The 20,436-nt window shown below is 71.8% G+C and carries 17 protein-coding genes; 7 read left to right on the forward strand and 10 right to left on the reverse strand.

Annotated elements, in window-relative coordinates; translation table 11 throughout:
• Positions 1-422 precede the first annotated feature (422 nt).
• The 3 genes from ilvD to ACQPZF_RS12640 all read left to right on the forward strand — a co-directional run bounded on the left by ilvD (position 423) and on the right by ACQPZF_RS12640 (position 3,647).
• The gene (gene ilvD / locus ACQPZF_RS12630) at positions 423-2,120 is read left to right on the forward strand and encodes a dihydroxy-acid dehydratase (protein WP_433271527.1); all 1,698 of its coding nucleotides are present in this window, start codon (positions 423-425) and stop codon (positions 2,118-2,120) included.
• Between the two features lie 229 nt (positions 2,121-2,349).
• A complete protein-coding gene (locus tag ACQPZF_RS12635) occupies positions 2,350-3,036 on the forward strand; it encodes a hypothetical protein (RefSeq protein WP_433271529.1) in 687 nt (228 codons plus the stop codon).
• Between the two features lie 53 nt (positions 3,037-3,089).
• The gene (locus ACQPZF_RS12640) at positions 3,090-3,647 is read left to right on the forward strand and encodes a GNAT family N-acetyltransferase (RefSeq protein ID WP_433271531.1); all 558 of its coding nucleotides are present in this window, start codon (positions 3,090-3,092) and stop codon (positions 3,645-3,647) included.
• Positions 3,648-3,790: 143 nt separating this feature from the next.
• Here ACQPZF_RS12640 and ACQPZF_RS12645 read toward each other — a convergent pair whose 3' ends face one another.
• The 4 genes from ACQPZF_RS12645 to ACQPZF_RS12660 form a co-directional block, all read right to left on the reverse strand.
• Entirely contained in the window at positions 3,791-4,294 is a 504-nt protein-coding gene (locus ACQPZF_RS12645; protein ID WP_433271533.1) for a hypothetical protein, read from the reverse strand.
• Positions 4,295-4,314: 20 nt separating this feature from the next.
• On the reverse strand, positions 4,315-6,351 hold the full coding sequence (locus tag ACQPZF_RS12650) for an eCIS core domain-containing protein (RefSeq protein ID WP_433271536.1): 2,037 nt from the start codon (positions 6,349-6,351) through the stop codon (positions 4,315-4,317).
• 237 nt (positions 6,352-6,588) lie between these two features.
• A complete protein-coding gene (locus ACQPZF_RS12655; protein ID WP_433271538.1) occupies positions 6,589-7,173 on the reverse strand; it encodes a nitroreductase family protein in 585 nt (194 codons plus the stop codon).
• Positions 7,174-7,275: 102 nt separating this feature from the next.
• Entirely contained in the window at positions 7,276-7,422 is a 147-nt protein-coding gene (locus tag ACQPZF_RS12660) for a hypothetical protein (RefSeq protein ID WP_433271540.1), read from the reverse strand.
• Between the two features lie 252 nt (positions 7,423-7,674).
• On the opposite strand from ACQPZF_RS12660, the gene ACQPZF_RS12665 reads away from it, so the two are divergent.
• Entirely contained in the window at positions 7,675-8,313 is a 639-nt protein-coding gene (locus tag ACQPZF_RS12665; RefSeq protein ID WP_433271542.1) for a TetR/AcrR family transcriptional regulator, read from the forward strand.
• Here ACQPZF_RS12665 and ACQPZF_RS12670 read toward each other — a convergent pair.
• The gene (locus ACQPZF_RS12670; protein WP_433271544.1) at positions 8,310-11,549 is read right to left on the reverse strand and encodes a GH92 family glycosyl hydrolase; all 3,240 of its coding nucleotides are present in this window, start codon (positions 11,547-11,549) and stop codon (positions 8,310-8,312) included. The two genes, ACQPZF_RS12665 and ACQPZF_RS12670, sit on opposite strands and share 4 nt — an antisense overlap.
• Positions 11,550-11,813: 264 nt before the next feature.
• On the opposite strand from ACQPZF_RS12670, the gene ACQPZF_RS12675 reads away from it, so the two are divergent.
• On the forward strand, positions 11,814-12,341 hold the full coding sequence (locus ACQPZF_RS12675) for a hypothetical protein (protein WP_433271546.1): 528 nt from the start codon (positions 11,814-11,816) through the stop codon (positions 12,339-12,341).
• Positions 12,342-12,456: 115 nt separating this feature from the next.
• On the opposite strand, the gene ACQPZF_RS12680 is transcribed toward ACQPZF_RS12675, so the two are convergent.
• A complete protein-coding gene (locus ACQPZF_RS12680; RefSeq protein ID WP_433271549.1) occupies positions 12,457-13,881 on the reverse strand; it encodes an MFS transporter in 1,425 nt (474 codons plus the stop codon).
• A 159-nt stretch (positions 13,882-14,040) separates the two neighbouring features.
• On the opposite strand from ACQPZF_RS12680, the gene ACQPZF_RS12685 reads away from it, so the two are divergent.
• Positions 14,041-14,496 carry a winged helix-turn-helix transcriptional regulator gene (locus tag ACQPZF_RS12685; RefSeq protein ID WP_433271551.1) on the forward strand — a complete coding sequence of 152 codons (456 nt, stop codon included), beginning with the start codon at positions 14,041-14,043 and terminating at the stop codon, positions 14,494-14,496.
• A gap of 329 nt (positions 14,497-14,825) precedes the next feature.
• Positions 14,826-16,163, forward strand: coding sequence for an aminotransferase class V-fold PLP-dependent enzyme (locus ACQPZF_RS12690; RefSeq protein ID WP_433271553.1), 1,338 nt, complete (start codon positions 14,826-14,828; stop codon positions 16,161-16,163).
• A 75-nt stretch (positions 16,164-16,238) separates the two neighbouring features.
• On the opposite strand, the gene ACQPZF_RS12695 is transcribed toward ACQPZF_RS12690, so the two are convergent.
• Genes ACQPZF_RS12695 through ACQPZF_RS12710 form a run of 4 tightly spaced genes read right to left on the reverse strand, consistent with a single transcriptional unit; the run spans position 16,239 to position 20,393 of the window.
• Complete coding sequence (locus ACQPZF_RS12695; RefSeq protein WP_433271555.1) at positions 16,239-17,453, reverse strand: multidrug effflux MFS transporter; 1,215 nt, start codon at positions 17,451-17,453, stop codon at positions 16,239-16,241.
• Positions 17,450-18,433, reverse strand: coding sequence for an alpha/beta hydrolase (locus ACQPZF_RS12700; RefSeq protein ID WP_433271556.1), 984 nt, complete (start codon positions 18,431-18,433; stop codon positions 17,450-17,452). Before ACQPZF_RS12700 ends, ACQPZF_RS12695 begins: the two co-directional genes overlap by 4 nt.
• Complete coding sequence (locus tag ACQPZF_RS12705; RefSeq protein WP_433271558.1) at positions 18,430-19,407, reverse strand: alpha/beta hydrolase; 978 nt, start codon at positions 19,405-19,407, stop codon at positions 18,430-18,432. Before ACQPZF_RS12705 ends, ACQPZF_RS12700 begins: the two co-directional genes overlap by 4 nt.
• 29 nt (positions 19,408-19,436) lie before the next feature.
• Entirely contained in the window at positions 19,437-20,393 is a 957-nt protein-coding gene (locus ACQPZF_RS12710) for an aldo/keto reductase (RefSeq protein ID WP_433271561.1), read from the reverse strand.
• Positions 20,394-20,436: the final 43 nt, after the last annotated feature.

A 20,436-nucleotide genomic window follows, 5' to 3' on the forward strand; every position in this document is an offset into this window, starting at 1 on the left:
GGTGGTTGTCTTTTGACCAGGTCATGCGGTGATGGCACGACGCCCGAGTCTTGCTTTTGTGTACATCCTTGGCGGCCTGCCTGTCCGGCGAGGACTCTTTTAGCTTTTCGTCTAAGAGATTAAAAGCGACGCTCGCCGCTGGGCAGGCCTCCGGGGAGGAAGGGCAAGGCGTCGTGTTCTCCCCGTATGACCTGTCAAAGACCACCACCCTTGTCCAGGGAGCGCAAGCGAAAAGCGTGCTTGCGCTCCCTGGACAAGCGCGGTAGCCCTGCGGGCAGGCCATACGGGGAGAACACGAGGCCCCTTTGTGTGCTCGCGCAAGCCTTGAGTCGGTGTGCTCGTGCAGGGTTCGAGTCGGTGTGTCGGTCGGTCGCGTCCGCCCGGTTCGGCGGTCTGGCCCTCTGGGGCGTTAGGTTTCGTCCATGGACGAGACCCCGGACATCAAGCCGCGTAGTCGTGACGTCACCGATGGCCTGGAGCGTGCCGCCGCGCGTGGGATGCTTCGGGCGGTGGGTATGGGGGACGGTGACTGGGAGAAGCCTCAGATCGGTGTCGCCTCGTCGTGGAACGAGATCACGCCGTGCAACCTGTCGTTGGATCGGCTGGCGAAGGCCGGCAAGGACGGTGTGCACGCGGCCGGTGGCTATCCGTTGGAGTTCGGCACGATCTCCGTGTCGGACGGTATCTCGATGGGCCACGTGGGCATGCACTTCTCGTTGGTGTCGCGTGAGGTGATCGCGGACAGCGTGGAGACCGTCATGCAGGCCGAGCGGCTGGACGGCTCGGTGCTGTTGGCGGGTTGTGACAAGTCGCTGCCCGGGATGTTGATGGCGGCTGCCCGGCTCGACCTGGCGAGCGTGTTCCTCTACGCGGGCTCGATCCTGCCCGGTCGGGTGACGTTGTCCGACGGCATCGACCGCGAGGTCACGATCATCGACGCCTTCGAGGCGGTCGGCGCGTGTGCCAGGGGGCTGCTGAGCCGTGCTGACGTCGACCTGATCGAGCGCGCCATCTGTCCCGGCGAAGGCGCCTGCGGCGGGATGTACACGGCGAACACGATGGCCGGCGCGGCCGAGGCGCTGGGCATGTCGCTGCCCGGCAGCGCGTCTCCGCCCGCGACGGACCGGCGGCGTGACGGGTTCGCCCGGCGGTCCGGCCAGGCCGTGGTCGACATGCTGCGCAAGGGGATCACCGCCCGGCGGATCATGACGCGGGAGGCGTTCGAGAACGCGATCGCCGTCGTGATGGCGCTCGGCGGCTCCACGAACGCGGTGCTGCACCTGCTCGCCATCGCGCACGAGGCGGAGGTGGAGCTGAGCCTGGACGATTTCACGCGGATCGGCGCGAAGGTGCCGCACCTGGCCGACGTGAAGCCGTTCGGGCGGCACGTGATGACCGACGTCGACCGCATCGGCGGGGTGCCGGTGGTGATGAAGGCGCTGCTGGACGCGGACCTGCTGCACGGCGACTGCCTGACCGTCACCGGGCGCACGGTCGCCGAGAACCTGGCCGACATCGCGCCACCTGACCCCGACGGCACGGTGCTGCGCGCGGTGGCCTCGCCGATCCACCGCACCGGTGGCATCACGATCCTGCGTGGTTCCCTGGCGCCGGACGGTGCCGTCGTGAAGTCGGCCGGGTTCGATTCGGAGGTGTTCACCGGCACCGCCCGGGTCTTCGACCGCGAGCGCGCCGCGATGGACGCCCTGGAGGACGGCACGATCACCGCGGGCGACGTCGTGGTCATCCGCTACGAGGGCCCCAAGGGTGGGCCGGGGATGCGCGAGATGCTCGCCATCACCGCGGCGATCAAGGGCGCGGGGCTGGGCAAGGACGTCCTGCTGCTCACCGACGGCCGGTTCTCCGGTGGCACGACCGGCCTGTGCGTCGGCCACGTCGCGCCGGAAGCGGCGGACGGCGGGCCGATCGCCTTCGTGCGCGACGGCGACCCGATCACGCTCGACGTGGTGGCCGGCACGCTGGACGTCGACGTGCCCGCCGCCGAACTGGCCGCGCGCCGCGAGGGCTGGTCGCCGCTGCCCACCCGGTTCCCGCGCGGGGTGCTGGCCAAGTACGCCAAGCTCGTCGGCTCGGCCTCGAACGGTGCGGTCTGCGGATAGCGCCGAGGGGATCGGCCGAGGGGCGGTGTCGGTTCGAGAGGCGACCGGGCGGTGAGTCTGGACCGGCTTGGCGCGGGAAGGGATTCGGCGCGGGGAAGGGCGCGGGGAAGGGCGCGGGGCGGGCTCGGGGCGGGGCGGGATCGGGAAGGGGCGGGAAGGGGCGGGCTCGGGAAGGGGCGGGGTCGGGGGTGGCGGAGAGCGTTCGACGGGTTCCGGCTTGGATGTCCGGGTGACCGCATACGATGTCGCCCTTCGCCTACCGGCAATTCCGGAGCTGCGCGGCTTGTGCCGCTCACTCGCGGTCCTGGACGTCGTGCTCGACCCCGACAGCGAGGACCGGCACCACCTCTACGATGCCGAGTGGGCGCACGATGAGCAGTTGGCGTCCAAGCGGGACGGTGCGGGCAACGAGTACTCGATCGTCTTCACCGCCGCCGGCGCGTACGTGCGCGGCTTCGACCACGAGTCGCCGATGAGTCCGTACGCCACCGACGACGGCGAGCCGTGGCCCGGTGTGCTCGACTCCGTGCCCGACGCGTTCCGGGCGTGCGTGGAGGAGCCTGCGTTCTCCGACGAGTTCGGCACTCCCTACGCCACGGTGTGCCTGTGGCGGGAGCACGCGGACGACGCGTGGCGGCATGGGGACATCGTCTTCCCCGGCGGTGACCAGGACGGCGCCGACTGGTTGTTCGGGCTGCTGACGGACGGCACGCCGGAGGCGTTCCAGGAGTGGGCGCAGGACTACTACGAGAAGCCCGTCGACCTCGACGCCGTGCGCCACGTCTATGCCGGACACCCGTTGACGGCCGACGTCGTGACGACGCTCAACGCCGCCACCACCTTGACCGCTGTCGCCGACGACATCGTCCGGATCGGCTACCCGATCCGCCGGCATCCGGTGCCGTCGTCGGCGTGACGGCACCGGAATCCCCGCTGGTCCGCCCTAGTCCTCTACCCCGGAAGGTCGCAATGTTCTCGATCCCCCTTGGCGACGGTGCGGAACTGCGCCCGCTCGAACCGTGGCTGGCCGAAGAGTTCCTGGCGCACATGGACCGGGGACGGGAGTTCGTCGGGCGGTACGTCGGGTTGGCGGACGTGGTCACGGATCTGGCGTCGAGCCGCGCGTACCTCCAGGGGTACGCGGAGAAGGCCGCGGCGGACACCGGGCGGATCTTCGGGACCTGGGTGGACGGTGTGCTGTCCGGCGGCGTGCTGTTCCGGACCATGGACGTGCGGCTGGGCACCGCCGAGGCGGGCTGCTGGCTGGAGCCCGCGGCGGCGGGCCGCGGGCTGGCGACGCGGGCCGCGCGGGTGATCATCGACTGGGCTGTCGAGGAGCGCGGTATCCACCGGGTGGAGTGGTTGGTCGCCACGGGGAACCAGGCCAGCATCGCCGTGGCGCGGCGGCTCGGGATGACCCGGGAAGGCGTGCTGCGGGAGTCCTTCCCGCACCGGGGCGAGCGGTACGACATGGAGGTCTGGTCGGTGCTCGCGCCGGAGTGGCGGGCCGGCGGGAAGCCCGCGTAGTCACCGGCCGGCGGAAAGCCCGCGTAGTCACCGGCCGGCGAACAGCCCGCGTAGTCACCGGCCGGCGGGCAGTCGGCGTAGTTGACCGGCTGGCGTGGTCACCGGCCGGCGGGCAGCCCTGGTGGTCACTCCGTGCACGCCGGCTACCACTCCTGCTCGATCAGCCGGCTCTCGTGGTGTCGGGTGCGCAGGTAGCTGTCGAGCTCGCAAGGCGTGAAGAGGGACAGCCGGAGCACCTGCCCCTCCGGCCCGATGCACACCGTGATTCCCCGGTCCGGGTAGACGTGCGCTCCTTCCGGGACTGTGAGGACGTCCCAGTGGTAGTTCAGCCGCGTCGCCGGCTCGCCCAGCGCCGCGGTCAGGTCGGCCGGCGACGTCGCCAGGTTCGGCAGCGTCGCCTCCACCAGCACGAGCCGGGTGTCCTGGCGCCACGCCTTCAGGTGCTGCGGGTAGCGCTGCGCCACGTGCACGGTGTAGTAGGCCAGTTCGAAGGAGCTGCCGAGCATGCCCCTGGCCTCGCCGTCGACCAGCCGGGGGAAGCGGGCGTCGAACTCCGCGTAGTCGGCGTCGGCGGGCAGCCCCGGCCAGCCGGTGAAGTCCCCGGTGTCGACGTGCTGCCAGATCCCCGGTTCCGCTGTGCTTGTCACCATGTCACCTCGCGTTCTGGTCAGGTCGTTTCGGGCATTTGGATGAGGTGGGTCTGGCCGAGGAAGAAGGCCGCCATGGCATTGCGCACCCCGATGATCCCGATCGCCCGTGCGGCGTTCTCCCACTCGACGTAGCGAATGGGCTTCGGTATCTCGTAGTCGGCCGCACCGGGGGAGTCGAAGAGGTCGTCGCCCTCGATCCTCCGGCGCAGGGCCTCGGTGAAGTCCAGTCCGTCCCACACCATCTTCGCGAAGAAGTCCGTCATGCCCTCGCGGAGCACGACTCCGCCGCGCTGTTCCGGTTGCCGGTTGCGGAACTCCGCGTGGTCGGGGTGTTCGAGGGTGTGGATGTACTCGTGGATCATCATGGCGAACAGCCGGTAGAGGATCTTCCGGTTGGCTTCGTCGTCCGGTCCCCGGTACCGCTGGAGGTTGATCTCCCCGCCGGACGCCGAGCCGGGCCAGTTGCGATGGATGTCCAGCAGCTCGTCCCGCCGTTCCCTGACGACCTCCTGCCGGATCGGGCGGATCAGCCCTTGCTCGGTTTCACGCCACTGCACCGCTCCGTGCTCGGCGTCGATCTGTTTCACGCGTGCACCGGTGTGCAGCAGTTTCTGGACTCGCGACAGGACCGCGACGGCCGCGCCCCGGTTCGACGCCGCGATCTTCGCGGAGCGCACCTCGAACTGGTCCTTGATGTTGAGCCCGTACCTCATCACCGGACCGGTCCGGTACCGGCCGAAGACGTTGTCCGTGGCTTGGGTGGCCGCGTCCGCCACTCGGTCGATCTCGGGCGCGCCCATGAGGTTGGCCTCGGTGCGCTCCGGTCGCTGGGCGACGGCCTTGTCGTACTCGAAGTCGATGTCCCGGTGGAGTGCGTCGCGAATGCGTTCCTCGTACGGGCGCGGGTCCGAGTCGACGTACCGGCTGAACGAAGGGGGCTCCCCGCTCTCCTGAACCTGCTCGGTGCTCAGGGCGCCGCGCAGCGCACCCTGTTCGTCGTCATCGAGGGTCCGGGTGCCCTGGGCGAGACCCCGGTTCGGATCGGTCGCGATCGCCCGTTCCGGACCGTGGGTGAGGAAGTGCTGGTCGAGGGACCGCATGGTGACCCCGTCCAGTTCACCGGTGGCGAACAAGTGCACTTCGTCCTGGAACCGCTCCACGGCCTCTCCCGTCGCCGGCCCGTAATAGCCGTCGACCGTGACGGGGAGCCCCAGGTCGGCGAGTGCCTGCTGGAGGATCGTGACCGGGATGCCGAAATCGTCCCGTTCCAGGAAGCGTTGGCCGGCGTGGACGGCCGCCAGCACCGGGTCGCCGCTGAACCGGTGACTCTGCGGACCGTTGCCGTCGCCGTCGGCCCGCTGCACCGGCACGCCGCCCGCCGGGCCGCTTGCCACGCGCTGCACGGCGTGACCCGGCCCGACGGCCCGCTGGACGTCGGGGGAGTGCCCGTGCCCGGCCGTCGTCGGCCCGGCCAGTGCCCTGGTCGCGGTCTCCTCGGCCGCGCGCTCGAACCGGTCGCCGGGGTCGGACAGGCTCAACCCCGTCCCGGTGTCGGCGCCCGCCACCGGCCCGTGCCGTTGCTGGATCACGTGGACCAGCTCGTGGGCGAGCGTGTGCTGGTCCCCGCCGCCCTCGCCGAGCACCACGTGGTTGCCCGAGGTGTAGGCCCTCGCGCCGATCTCGGCGGCCGACCGCTGCGCCACCGGGCCGGTGTGCAGCCGCACGTCGGAGAAGTCCGCGCCCAGCCGCGACTCCATGTCGCCCCGGACCGGCTCGTCCAGGGGCCGTCCCGTCGAGCGCAACACCTCGTGCACCGCCGACCGCTGGACGGGGTGCCCGTGGGCGCCGGCCGCTTCGCTCCGGGAGGCCAGCAGTCCGGTCACCGCGGCGTTGCCGACACTGCGTTGCAGCGCCAACAGCACGGCGGGTGACAGGTGCTCAGGACGTGCGGTCCCCGGTCCGGCCGCGTGGGCGTCGCCGTCCGACCCCGCCGTGTGACGCGGTCGGGGTGGAGGGCGGTGGTGTTCCGGCTTCTCCTGGCAGTGCATCCTCATCCTGTGCTCGACGGGACCGCGCTCGACGGGACCGGGTGGGCGGACAGCAGCAGTGTCATGTCTATCCACACCGGATTCCAGTGCACAGGAGCTGGAGGGCATCGTTCGGGTACCTCGATTGCCCTTGCGTCCCCTGCTGCACGGGAGTTTTCCGACCGACGGCGTTCGGGCCGAACTCCACAGCGGCCCTCCGGGGCGGCGGAACCGCATCGTGCGAAGGCGTTCCCGCGGCCGGGCTCACCACCGCCCGAAGCGGACCACCTCGTCGAACGGGCGGCGCTTGCGCGTGCGGGGTGACGCCTCCGCCGAGATGGGTGCGTCGGCGTCGTGCCCGATCGCGATCGCGCCGATCGGCTCGTGGTCGGCGGGCACGCCGAACTCGGCGCGGACCTTGTCGAAGTCGGCGGCGGCGAGGCCGAAGTACACCGCGCCGAGCCCTTCGTCCACCGCGGTCTGCAGCGCGAGCAGAACGGCCATGCCGGTGTCGACGTACCAGAACGGGACCGGCCAGTGGTCTTCCGAGCGGTCGGTCCACCCCTTGTCGTCCTCGGCGTACCGGTCGAGGTAGGCGTCCTTCACCGCGAACGGGATCACCACCACCGGCGCGGACCGCACCGTCGGCAACGTCAACAGCGTGATCAGCTCGTGGAACCGCGCCACTTCCTCCCCGCGCAGCACGAGGAACGCCTGACCCTGCGAGTATCCGGCGGACGGACCGCGCATCGCGTTGCGCATGATCCGCCGCACGCTCTCGTCGGACACCGGCTCGTCGGTGAACCGGCGCACCATCCGCCGGCGCCGCACCACGTCCTGGAACTCCACGACTTCCCCATTCCATCGCCATCGGCAACTGTTCGGGTCGCGTTCCATGGTGGGCGGGTGCGGTGGTGTCGGCACCCGCCCACCATGGAACGCGACCCGGGCTCACAACCGGGCCCACTCGACCAACTGGACGACGACGCCGTTCGGGGCGGTCACCTGGAACAGGCGCTCACCCCACGGTTCCTCGGAAGAAGTCGCTGGACCCCGCGACGTCGTCACGGTCAGCGACAGCGTGGACTTCGTGATCAAGCGGTTCTCCTCGGTGTGGGGGTGTGGGTCAGTACGAGCGGCGGCGCGGCACGTTGGTGGCCCGCGTCGGCCTGGTGGTCTGCTGCCTGCCGGTGAACGGCTGGTGGTTGATCCGGATCGGCCGGCGGCCTCGGTGCTCTCGTCGCAAGGTGTCTCCTTGGGTTGCTTGCTACGAGGGTAATTATATATTCGTAGTATCTAACGTCAAGCAGAAGTTTGCCCCCGACGTAAGAATCTGTCAGGCTTGGGGTCATGACCAGCGCAAACCTTGGCCTGCGGGAACAGAAGAAGCAGGAGACCCGTCAGGTGATCTCCGACCACGCCACCCGGCTGTTCATCGAGCGGGGCTTCGAGGAGACGACGATCACCGACATCGCGGAGGCGGCGCGGGTGGCGAAGAAGACCGTCACCAACTACTTCGCGCGCAAGGAGGACCTGGCCCTCGACCAGCACGAGGAGTTCACCGCCGGGCTCGCGCGCACGGTCGCCGCACGCGCCGCCGGCGAGTCTGCGCTGGCCGCGCTGCGCACGGCGTTCCTGGCGGCGGCGGCCCGGCACGACCCGGTGATCGGCTTCTCCGGCCGGCCGTTCGCCCGGATGATCGTCGAGAGCCCCACCCTCACGTCCCGCCTGAGGGAACTGCACGAGGTCCGCGAGGAAGCCCTCGCCGCCACCCTCGCCGCCGAGACCGCCGCCGAGCCCGACGACATCACGCCCCGGGCGGTCGCCACCCAACTGGGAGGCGCGCACCGGTTGCTGTTCGGGGAGGTGCTGCGGCTGACCGTCGACGGGCACGACAACGCCGACATCGCCACCGCCGTCACCCGGGCCGCACACCGCGTCTTCGACCTGCTCGAACCGGCGCTGGGCGACTACGCGACCCGAACCTAGACCAGCGTGATCGCGTACACCTCCACCCGCGGGTCGTCGGGCAGCGTCACCGAGTGCACGACCTTCGCCGGGTCGAGCGGAAGAGAAGGGCCGAACAGGCGCACCGGCGGGCCGTCCACGCCCTGCCCCGCCTTGATCCGGTGCGGCATGTCCAGGACCACCGCGCCGCCGGAGCCCGCCCAGTCGCCGACCGTCATCGGCGCCTCGGCGGTGCTGCCGTCGGCGTACCGGACGGTCACCCCCGCGGTCACGGGGCCGTTGTGCGACGCCGCCACCAGCCGCAGGGCGCGGTACTGCCCGGCGGGCAGCAGCATCGCCTGGCCGCGTGCTTCCACGAAGTTCGCGGACGTCCCGGTCGCGTCCGGGGCCTGGTAGGTCACGCCGCCCCACGACACCGGGCCCGCGGCGGGCAGCAAGGCGGCGTCGTAGCTCCAGCCCTGGCCGTCGAAGTCGCCTTGACCGGACGCCCCGACCGTCGCCGTGCCGTCGTGGTTCAGTTCCCGCGTCAGGTCCACCGCGCACTGCCCGTCCACCACCGCGCACGTCGCCGCCTGCCGCACCTCCACGACCGCCTCCCGGGCGACGGTGTTCGGCCCGTCCACGGTGACCCGGACCGGATAGCGGCCGATCGGCGTGCCGGCGGGCACCGTCACCACGACCTGGGCCGAGCGTTGGGTCGGCAGCTTGCCCGACTCGACCACCAGCAGCCGCGGAGTCCGGACCGACCAGCCGGCCGGCCCGCTCGCCGACACGTGGACCGGCACCGCGCCCGGCGCCTGCGCGAGCACGTCCAGCGTCAGCGCCACGGTCTGCGGGGCGTCGGCCGTCGGCACGACCGCCGCGGACGGCCGCAGCGACGCGTCGACGTGCCGCCGCCCGTCGGCCTGCGCGCGGTTGACCGACGGCGGCTGCGCGCCGGGCTCGGTGCCCCAGGACGAGGGCGTCGTGCCGAGCCGGTGCGCCAGCGTGCCGCCGCGGACGACGGTGTCCCAGTCCAGCCACGTCTTCCGCACGTCCCGGCCGTTGAGCGACACCTGCCGCACGTACCGGTTGGTGTCACTGGCGCCCGGCGCGGAGATGGTCAGCGTGCGCTGTCCGGTCCGGACGGTCGCGGTCGGGAACTGGGGGCTGGACAGCGCCAGGAAGTCGCCGCCGCTCATCGTCGGGTACAGGCCCAGCGACGAGAACACGTACCAGGCCGACATCGTGCCCAGGTCGTCGTTGCCGGTCATGCCGTCCGGGCCGGTGGTGAACAGCGTCATCGCCGCCCGCACCACGGTCGCGGTCTTCGCGGGCGTGCCCGTGGACAGGTAGAAGTACGGCGCGAGCAGGTCGGGTTCGTTGTTCGGGTTGTACGTCGGCTTGCCGTAGTAGTCGTAAGGCTGGGTGATCCAGTCTTCGCGCACGGTGCCGGCGGGGTCGGCGAGCAGCTTGTCGTAGGCGAAGAACGCGTCGAGCCGCTGCTCGGTCGCCCGCCGCCCGCCCATCAGCCGGACGAGCCCGTCCGGGTCCTGCGGCACCAGCCACTGGTACTGGAACGCGCCGCCCTCGTGGAACTGGTGGCCCGCGTCGAGGGGGTTGTACGGCGTCACCCAGGTGCCCTCGGCCGTGCGGGGGCGGAAGTGGCCGGTCGAGGCGTCCCACAGGTTGAGGTACCACTGCCCGCGGTCGGCGAACACGCGGGCGTCCTCGTGCCGGCCCAGGCCGCGGGCCATGATCGCGAGCGCCGCGTCCGCCGCCGCGTACTCCAGCGTGGCCGACGCCGGGTGGACGCAGTCGTTGTCGCCGCCCTTGTGCGCGCAGTCGACGCCGAGCTTCAGGCCGGACGGGAGGTACCCGCGGTCGCGGTAGAACTCCACGCCGGAACGGCCGTTGTACGGCGAGTCGGCGGGCGGGAGCGTGGTGGCGTTGCGCTTGAGCAGTTCGTACGCCTCCCGCTCGTACCCGGCGAGCAGGCCCTTCGACCACGCTTCGACCAGGAACGGCGTCACCGGGTCACCGGTCATGATGTTGGTCTCGCTGTTGGCCAGCGCCCAGCGCGGCAGCCACCCGCCGTCCCGGCCGCTCGCGACGACCGACAGCGCGACGTCCCGGGCCACCTTCGGCTCCAGCAGCTCCAACAGTTGGTTCTGCGGGCGGTAGGTGTCCCACAGCGACAGGTTCTGGTACGGCGTGAAGTCTTGCGCGGTATGGGTTTTCCCGTCGAACCCGGGGTAGCGGCCGTCCACGTCGCCGGCCAGGTTCGGGTGCAGCAGCGAGTGGTAGAGCGCGGTGTAGAACGCGGTCCGCCGCTCCGGCGCGCCGCCGTCGATCCGGATCGAGTTCAGCCGGTCCACCCACGCCTGGTGGGCTTTCGCCCTCGTGGCGTCGAAGTCGTGGGAGTCGCCGGTCTCCGCGGCGAGGTTCTTCCGCGCGCCTTCGAGCCCGGTGTACGACAGGCCGACCTTGAGCACCACGTCCCGGTCGGTGGTCGCGTCGAAGCTCACCCACGCGCCGTTGCCGCCGTGGCCCGCCGCGTCCGGCACGCCCGGCGCGGGAGTCGTGCCGCGCCACGTGCCGAAGCTCGCGAACGGCCGGTCGAACGTGGCCGTGAAGTACACCGTGTGCTCGTCGCGGCCGGCGCAGAACCGCCCGGCCCGCACCCGCCCTTCGACGGTCCGGTCGCCGACGACGTGCACCTCGGAGTCGAGCACCTGCTGGTTCGCCCGGCCGGTGTTGAGCAGGACGTTCGCCCGCGCGCCCGCCGGGAAGGTGTGGCGCTGCCAGCCGGTCCTGGGCGTGGCGGTCAGCTCCGCGTCCACGCCGTACCGGGACAGCCCGACGCGGTAGTAGCCCGGCCGCGCCTCCTCGTCGTCGTGCGAGTACTTCGACCGGTAGCCGGTGATGTCAACGTTGTCCACCGGCCCGGTGGTCGGCATCACCGGCAGTTCGCCCGCGACGCCGCAGCCCACGCCGGACAGGTGGGTCTGGCTGAAGCCGTGGATCTCCTGTTGCTTGTAGTCGTAGCCGCCCTGGCCGCCGGTGTCCGGGCTGACCTGCACCATGCCGAACGGCATACTTGCGCCGGGGAACGTGTTGCCGAAGTTCTGCGTGCCCACGAACGGGTTCACCAGGGTGGTCGGGTCCACGTCGGCGGCCTCCGCGGTGGGCGCGGGGGCGGGCGCGGCGTTCGCCGGCGCTCCGAAGAGGAGCAGCGCGGCGGTCAGCAGGAGTGTGTTGCCTCGTCGGAGCGGCATCGGCAGGGCCCTCTCAGGTGACAACGTTGTCAGGCGATCCGCGTGCCCGATCACCGCCTCGACTCTCGCGCACCCCGGCCCCGTCGTCCAGCCCTGACAACGACCTTGACCGGTCAAAATCCGCCCGCGGGCCGGTCGCCGCCCGCGATCTTCCCGGCGCGGGGAAGCGTCCCAGATTCGTTCGAGCTTCTCCCTACACCGCTCGGTCAACCTCTCCCCGTGGCGCGATCAAGGCCACGTTCGTCCACGAGGGGATCAAGGGATATGTCAGTGTTGCGAAACATCGTCATGATCATGGGGGTCATCGCGGCTCTCATGGTGGGGGGCGTCGGCGCGGCATCCGCTCAGACCCAGGTCGAGCCGGCGGCCGGGGCGCAGGCCGTGGTCGAGGAGGACGCGGTGGACGCCGCGGCGGCGTGCCCGGCCCGCCTGACGGCGAAGATGTGCAAGCTGTACAAGGCGATGCTGTCCAAGTCGACCAGCGGCAAGTACAAGTGGGACTCGATCGGCTGTTACCGACAGGACAGCCTCCCGTACCACCCGGAGGGCCGGGCGTGCGACCTGGTCTACGGGAAGATCGGCAAGAAGGCCACCGGCGACAACCTCGCCGACGGCAACAAGATGAAGAACTGGCTGGTGAAGAACCACGCGAAGTACAAGCTGGACCACGTGATCTGGCAGGGTCGGATCTACTCCGCGCGCACCAACTGGAGTACTTCGGGGCGGCCCCAGAGCTGCAGCGGTGTGACCGACTGCCACCGGGACCACGTCCACGTCGCGGTGCAGCGGTAGTCACCGGAGGCTGATCGCGTCGGTGCGGCGGGGAAGCCGCCGCACCGACGGGTCGGCACACCGGGCCCGACTCGACCGGACCGCGAGCCCTCGGCGCGCGGTCCGGTTCCGGTCGTCAGGCGCTCCGGACACCGTGCCGGGGTTCAGCGGAGCCCGGTCGGGTGCCGGCCGGGTCGCGTGCGGCCAGCCCGGCGATCGCGCCGGCCAGTGACAGCACCGCGCAGGCGGCCATCGCGGCGGCGAATCCGGTCGCGAACGTGTGCGGGGACTCGTAGCCGCCGATCCCCGCGAACGCGGCCACCACGACGGCGACGCCGAACACCCCGCCGAGCTGGCGCATCGTGCTGTACGCCCCCGACGCCTTGCCCAGGTAGTGCGCGGCGAGCGAGCTGAGGGCGGCGCTCTGGGTGGCGGGCGAGGCCATCGCGACACCCGTGCCGGACAGCACGAGCGGCGCGATCATCTCCCAGTAGGCCAGGCCGGGGTCGGCGACCAGGGCGAGCCAGGCCATCGCGACCGCGTGCAGCCCCGCGCCGGCCACGATGAAGACCCGCTCGCCGAAGCGGCCGATCAGCGCGCCGGCGATCTGCGGCACGATGAACGTGGTCGCTCCCCAGGGCATCAGCCCCAGGCCGGCCGCGAGCGGGCCGAAGTCCAGCGCGGTCTGCAGGAACTGGGCCATGAAGAACAACGCGCCCAAGGCCGATCCCCAGAGGAAGAAGGTTCCGGCGTTGCCGGCCGCGAACCCGCGCGAGGCGAACAGCCCCATGGGCAGCATCGGCTCCGGCGCCCGGCGTTCCCACCGGACGAACGCGACGGCCAGCAGCACACCGGCCGTCGACGCCGCCACGATCTCGACGGCGGCCCACCCGACGGTGTTGCCGCGCACCAGCGCCCAGACGATGCCGAGCGCGGCGCCGGTCACCAGCAGCAGGCCTACGACGTCGATGGTGGTCCTGGAGCCGAAGCTCTCGCCGATCCGGGTGCGGGCGAGGATGATCAGCACCGCGGCGGCGGGCAGGTTGATCCAGAAGACCCACGGCCACGAGATGCCGGTGACGATCGCGCCGCCGAGCAGCGGGCCCACGGCGACCGCCAGGCCGGTGACGCCGGTGAAGACGCCCAGTGCCCTGGCCCGCTGCGGCGGTGGGTACGCGGCGCTGAGGAGCGCCAGCGCCAAGGGCATCACCAGCGCGGCCCCGGCGCCTTGGACGGCGCGGGCGGCGATCAGCCAGCCGACGTCCGGCGCCAGCGCGCAGGCCGCCGACGCCGCCGCGAACAAGGCCAGCCCCGCGATGAAGACGCGCCGCCGCCCGAACCGGTCGCCCAGGGCGGCGGCGGTCATCAGCAGCACCGCGAACGTGAGCACGTAGGCGGTGACCGTCCACTCCAGTTCCTCGATCGAGGTGTCCAGGGCGGTGCGGATCGCGCTCAGCGCGGTCGTGATGACCAGCGCTTCAAGGGTGACCATCAATCCCGCCAAGGCGGTCACCGCAAGCACCCAGCGCGGTGCGCCGGCCGGCTCGTGCTCTTCATCCACTGTGGACTCCCCCGGGTGGGCGGCCCGCGCCGCCGTCGGACGTGCTCCGGTGACTCCGGAGCGTTACTTGCATGACGCTAGCAGTGGCCACTTGCGTGATGCAAGTAACGTTGGTTCGGGCGTAGCATGACGCAAGCGAGGTGACGGAGGGAGTGTTCGGTGCTCGGCAAGACCTACGAGAACCAGAACTGCTCGGTCGCGCGGGCGCTGGAGATCGTCGGCGAGCGCTGGAGCCTGCTGATCATGCGGAACGCGATGTTCCGGGGGACCACGAAGTTCACCGACTTCCAGCGGGACCTCGGGATCGCGCCCAACGTCCTGACCAGTCGTCTGGAGACCTTCGTCGCCGCCGGCCTGATGTACACCGACCACCGCGAGTACCGGCTCACCGAGAAGGGGCTCGGGTTGCAGCCCGCGCTCATCGCGCTCACCGAGTGGGGCGACCGCTGGGCCGCGCCGGACGGCCCGCCGATCGTCTACGAGCACGAGGATTGCGGCGGGCGGGTCCACCAGCGGATCGGCTGCACCACCTGCGACGCCGTTCCCGCGCCCGAGAGCGTCAAAGCCCGTCCGGGGCCCGGCAAGCGCCGGACCCCGCCCCCACCGCCGGCCTGATCAGCGCGGGGCCACCCAGAACAACAACAGGTGCGGTTCCAGCGGCCGTGCGACGCGCCGCCGACATGATCAGCGCCAGCCTGCCCAGGAGTTCCGCCGCCGACCAGGCCGTGCTCCGGTGCGGCGACAGCGGCTGAACTGCTTCCGAACGGGCGCGAACCCGTTGGCCCACAACGAAGGTTCCGGCGGCGGGGCGAGTTGGCGCAGCCGCGGCCGTGCCACGTCGCGGGGACTTGCCCGAGGCGGTGCCCTTTCGGGCCGTTGTCCGCCCGATCCCTTGTCGCGCAACGATGTTGCTTGCTGGACTGGACCACCAGAGGAGGCGCAACATGCCTATGCTGAACCGACGCCGATTCCTGGTCAACGCCGGCCGCGTCACCGGTGTGTCGGCTGTGCCGCTGGTCGGCGCCGCGGCCGAAACCCGTCCCGAACCGCCACTCGACACCCGTCCCGAACCGTCCCTGGTGGACGGCGCGGGCAAGGTCGACTGGGCCGCGGTGCGGGCCCAGTTCCGGCTCTCCCCGGACTGGGTGCACCTCAACATGTTCCTGCTGTCGTCCCACCCCAAACCCGTGCGCGACGAGATCGAGCGGCTGCGTCGCAGGCTGGACGCGGAGCCGAGCTACGTCCAGGAGGCGTACTGGGGCGAGGCGTCGGTCAACCAGTGGGCCCGGGTCCGGGCCTCGCTGGCCGGCTACCTCGGCGGCCGGCCGGAGGAGATCGCGGCGGTGCCGAACACCACGATCGGCCTGGCGCTGGTCTACCAGGGGATGCGCGTGCAGCCCGGCCAGGAGATGTGGGTCTCGGAGCACGACCACTTCGCGCACTCGAACTCGGTGCGGCTGGCGGCGGCCCGGCACGGCGCGGTGGTCAAGGTCGGCCGGCTCTACGACAACGCCGCGACGGTCTCGGTGGACGAGATGGCGAGCCGGTTGCGCGCGGCGATCGGGCCGCGGACCCGCGCGGTCGGCGTGACGTGGGTGCAGTCCAGCACCGGCGTGAAGCTGCCGATCCCCTTGCTGGCCGAGGTGGTCGCGAGCGCCAACGCCGGGCGGGCCGAGCAGGACCGGTGCCTGCTCGTGGTGGACGGCGTGCACGGGCTCGGCGTGGAGGACGCCGACGTGGCCGCCCTGGGCGCGGACTTCTTCGTGGCCGGCACCCACAAGTGGATGTTCGGGCCGCGGGGCACCGGTCTGGTGTGGGCCAAGGAGGACGCCTGGGCGCAGTTGCGGCCGGTCGTGCCCAGCTTCCTGCGCCGCGACCCCCTCGAACCGACGATCGCCAACGACCTGGTGCCCGGCGGGTTCCTGGCCTTCGAGCACGTGTTCGCGATGCCCGCCGCGGTGGAGTTCCACCAGCGGATCGGCCGGGCGAGGGTGGCGGCACGCGTCCACGAACTCGGCAGGCGGGTGCGGCGGGGCCTGGCGGACATGCCCGGCGTCGTCCTGCACACCCCGCTGTCCGAGAAGCTGTCGTCCGGGCTCACGTGCTTCGAGGTGCTCGGCATGGACCACCACGAGGTCACCCGCAAGCTGGCGGAGCGGAAGGTCCGGATCACCAACGCGCAGTACCAGGTGCCCTACCCCCGGCTGGGCACCGGGATCGTGAACCAGCCGGAGGAGATCGACCGGGCGCTCGCCGAGATCCGGCGGCTCACCAAGACCTGACCCGACCGGTCCGCCCGGGGCCTGGCGAAGAGGCGCAGGGGACGCCAGGCCCCGGCCCACTGTGGCGGGCGACCGTCACAGTGGGCCGGGCGGAACGACGTCGACCTTGTCCAGCCGCACCGCACGGCGGCGCAGCCGGGGCCGCACCGCCAGCCACACGAGCCCGGCCGCGCAGCCGTACGCCACCGCCATCGTGAGGCTCATCGACAGCGGACTGGTCCCGCCCAGCGACACCAGCGGGGCCACCACCGGGCCGAGGGCGAACGACGACGTCCCGAGCAGCGCGGCGGCCGTACCCGCGCGTGCCCGGTGGTCGGCCAGGGCGAGGGCCGACCCGTTGGCCTGCGTGCAGCCACCCGCGAGCATCAGCAGCGCCAACGGGACGAGCAGCGCCCACAACCCGGCGTCGAACAGCACCGAGACGACCATCGCGAGCGCGGCCACCGCCGTGATGGTGGTGCCGACGGCGTACATCCGCGCCGGTCCCGCGCGGCGCACCACGACCCGGTTGATCTGCGCGCCGACCACGGACATGACCGCGTTGGCCGCGAAGCACACGCTGAACCACTGCGGGGTCAGCGAGAAGCTGTCCTGCAACACGAAACTGATCGAGGCCAGGTACGTGAAGAAGGCCGCGCCGCCGCACGCGCCGACGAGCAGGAAGCAGAGGAACAACCGGTCCCGCAGCACCGCGCCGAAGTGGTGCGCGGGGCCCCGGGCGTGCCGGGCCGGGGGCGGCAGGCTCTCCGGCAAGGACGTCAGGGCCAGCACGAACAACGCGACGCCGATCCCGGCCAGCACGGCGAAGATGCCGCGCCAGTCCATCACCAGGGCAAGCTGCCCGCCGACGACCGGTGCCACGATCGGCGCGAGTGCGCCGACCGTGGTCAGCATCGCGAGCAGCCGCACCAGCTCGACGCCGTCCGTCAGGTCACGCGCGACCGCCAGGGCGATCACGATCCCGGCGGAACCGCACAGCCCCTGGAAGAACCGCGCGGCCAGCAGCAGCTCGATGGACGGCGTCACCGCGCACACCAGGGACAGCACCGCGAACAGCCCCACCCCGACCAGCAGCGGCCGACGCCGGCCGAACCGGTCGCTGAGCGGGCCGACGACTAGCTGGCCGAGCGCCAACCCCAGCATGCACGCCGACATCGTGGCCTGCGCCAGGCTTTCGCTGGTGTCGAGATCGGCGGCGAGCCGCGGCAGGGTGGGCAGGTAGAGGTCCATCGAGATCGGCCCGAAGGTCTCCAGCAGCCCCAGGACGACGGCGACCCGGCGCAGGCTCACGAGGGTCGCAGGATCCGCCGCAGCCACGACAACCGGGCCTCCGCCGCCGCGCGGGACACCTCGGCGTCGGGGGAGAACCCCGCGAAACCGTGGTACCCGCCCGCCCACACGTGGAGTTCCGCCGGTCCGCCGGTGGCCCAGATCCGCAGCGCGTACTCGGTCGCCTCGTCCCGGAAGATCTCGGCGGCGCCGACGTCGATGTACGCGGGCGGCAGGCCGGACAGGTCCGCCATCCGGGCCGGCACCTGGTACGGCGACGCCTCGTCGGTGCCGCGCAACGGGCCGAGGATGGCGTTCCAGGCCGTGTCGTTGTTGTTGCGGTCCCAAGCGCCCAGCCCGTCGTACTGCCGGGTGGACACGGACTCGTTGCGGTCGTCCAGCATCGGGCACATCAGCATCTGCCCGGCGATCGCCGGGCCGCCCCGGTCCCGCGCCAGCAACGCCACCCCGGCGGTGAGCCCGCCGCCGGCGCTCGCCCCGGTCACCACGATCCGGGTCGGGTCGACACCGAGTTCGGCGGCGTGCTCGGCGAGCCACACCAGGCCCGCGTAGCAGTCCTCGACCGCGGCGGGCGCGGGGTGCTCCGGGGCCAGCCGGTACTCCACCGACACGCCGACCGCGTGGTACCGCAGCACGTCCTCGATCAGCCCGTTGACGCCGAAGTACCGGTTGCCGAGGACCATCCCGCCGCCGTGGATGCCGTAGAACGCGGGCGCGTCGGAGACCCCGCCACGCGGGCGGATGATCGTCAGCACGATGTCCGGCGCGCCCGGCGGGCCGGGCACCGTGCGGTCCTCCAGGTCGACCGGCAGGTCGCCCACCATCTCCTCGACCGGCGGGATGATGGTCGCGAAGTGGGCGCGGTTGGCCAGGATCGTGTCCGCCCGCAACGGGATCCGCTCCACGAGGTCCAGGAACGCCGCCAGCCCCGGTGCCAGCTCGGGGTCGTACGGGACGGGGCGGTGCTGTCCGGCGCTCATGCCCCGGCCAGCCCGAGGACCCGGCGCAGCCACGAGTTCCGTGTCGCGAGCGCGGCCTGGCTGATGTGCCACTCGGGCACGTACATGTCGAAACCGTGGAAGGCGCCGCTCCACACGTGGAGTTCGGCCTGCCCGCCGGTGGCCCAGATCCGCAGCGCGTACTCGGTGTCCTCGTCCCGGAACGGCTCCGCGCTGCCCACCTCGATGAACGCGGGCGGCAGTCCGGAGAGGTCGGTGGCGCGGGTGGGCGCGGCGTACGGCGACACCGCGTCGGTCCCGACGGCGTCGCCGAGCAGCGACCGCCAGCCCGCCAGGTTCGACTCGCGGGTCCAGGTGCCCAGGCCGCTGTACTGCCGGCTGGCGACCGTGGTGTTGGTGTCGTCGATCATCGGGCAGAGCAGTAGCTGCCCGGCGAGCGCGGGGCCGCCCCGGTCGCGGGCCAGCAGCGCCACCCCGGCGGACAGCCCGCCGCCCGCGCTGCCGCCCATGACGACGATCCGGTCCGGGTCGACGCCGAGTTCGGCCGCGTGCTCGGCCATCCACACCAGCCCGGCGTAGCAGTCCTCCACCGGCGCCGGGTGCGGGTGCTCGGGGGCCAGCCGGTACTCGACGTTGACCGCGACGACGCCCAGCTCCAGCACCAGGGCGAGCAGCCGGGAGACGTCCATGTTGCGGTGGCCGACCATCATGCCGCCACCGTGGATGTTGTACAGGCCGGGCACGGGCCGCTCGACCTCGCGCGGGGAGATGACCGTGATCTCCAGGTCCGGCGCGCCGTCGGGACCGGGGATCGTCCGCTCCACGACGCGCACCGGCGCGTCCCCGACCACCTCGGCGGCCGGCGGGAACATCGCCGCCATGGCCTGCCGCATCGCGGGGATCGTCTCGGGCGTGAACGGCGGGGCGTCCGGCGGCACGATCTGCGCCAGCGCGGGCTCGATCTCGGGATCGAACGGGACCGGGGGATGGGTCACGGCGGGCTCCTCGCTCAACGGTCGGTGGTTCACGGCCCCTCCGGGTCGACCACGCCGCGGTCCGCCCAGAACGGCTCGACCAGCGCGCGCAGCACGCCCGCGCCGACCTGCTCGACCAGGTCGACGGCGGCGAGGTTGTCCTCCAACTGGGCCGACTTGCTCGCGCCGAACAGCGTGGTGACGTTGGCCGGGTGGGTCAGGGTGAAGGCGACAGCGAGCCGCGCCGCGCTCGTGCCGAGTTCCCGCGCGACCCCGACCACGGCGTCGGCGTTCCGCGTGATCGCCTCCCGGACACCGCCCGGGTCGCGGCCGATCTCGCGGGTCGGGTTGGTGTTCCCGGCGAGGATGCCGCCTTCCAGCACGTCCGACGCCTGCATGGTGAAGCCCTCGGCGAACAGCTTGCCGAACGGCTCGCCGTCCGGGATGGAGCGCCGGCCGATGCTGTACTTGAGCTGCGCGATCTGCGGTCCGTCGACACCGCGCGCGGCGGCGATCTCCCGGAGCCGGCGGATGTTCCCGGCGGACCAGTTGTTCACGCCCCACGCCCGGATGAGCCCGGCGCGGGTCAGCCCGGCGAGGTCGTCGACCAGGTCCTCCAGCGTGACGTCGTCGCGTCGGAGGTCGCCGAGGATGACGAGGTCGGCGACGTCGAACCCGCCGCGCAGGAAGGCGTTCTCTAGCTGCGGGCGGAAACCCCGGTCGCCGAAGCCCTCGATCCACAGCTTCGCCGACACCAGGTACTCGTCGCGCGGGATGCCCGCGGCGCGCATGATCGCGCCCCAGATCACGTCGGTGAACACCGGCGGCCTGCCGGGCATGCCGTAGACGGCGACGTCGAACAGGTTGACGCCGGCGGACACGGCCTTGCGGACCATCGCGACGGCGTCGGCGAAGTCCATTCGGTCGTAGGTGTGCCACGAGCCGAGGGACAGCAGTGAGACGTCCAGCTCGGACGTGCCGACGCGGCGGCGGGGCAACTGGGACACGGTGGCTCCTACTGGTTCAGGGGAGACGGGGTCGATGACCTGG

Source organism: Actinosynnema sp. CS-041913, assembly GCF_050942485.1.
GTDB lineage: Bacteria > Actinomycetota > Actinomycetes > Mycobacteriales > Pseudonocardiaceae > Actinosynnema.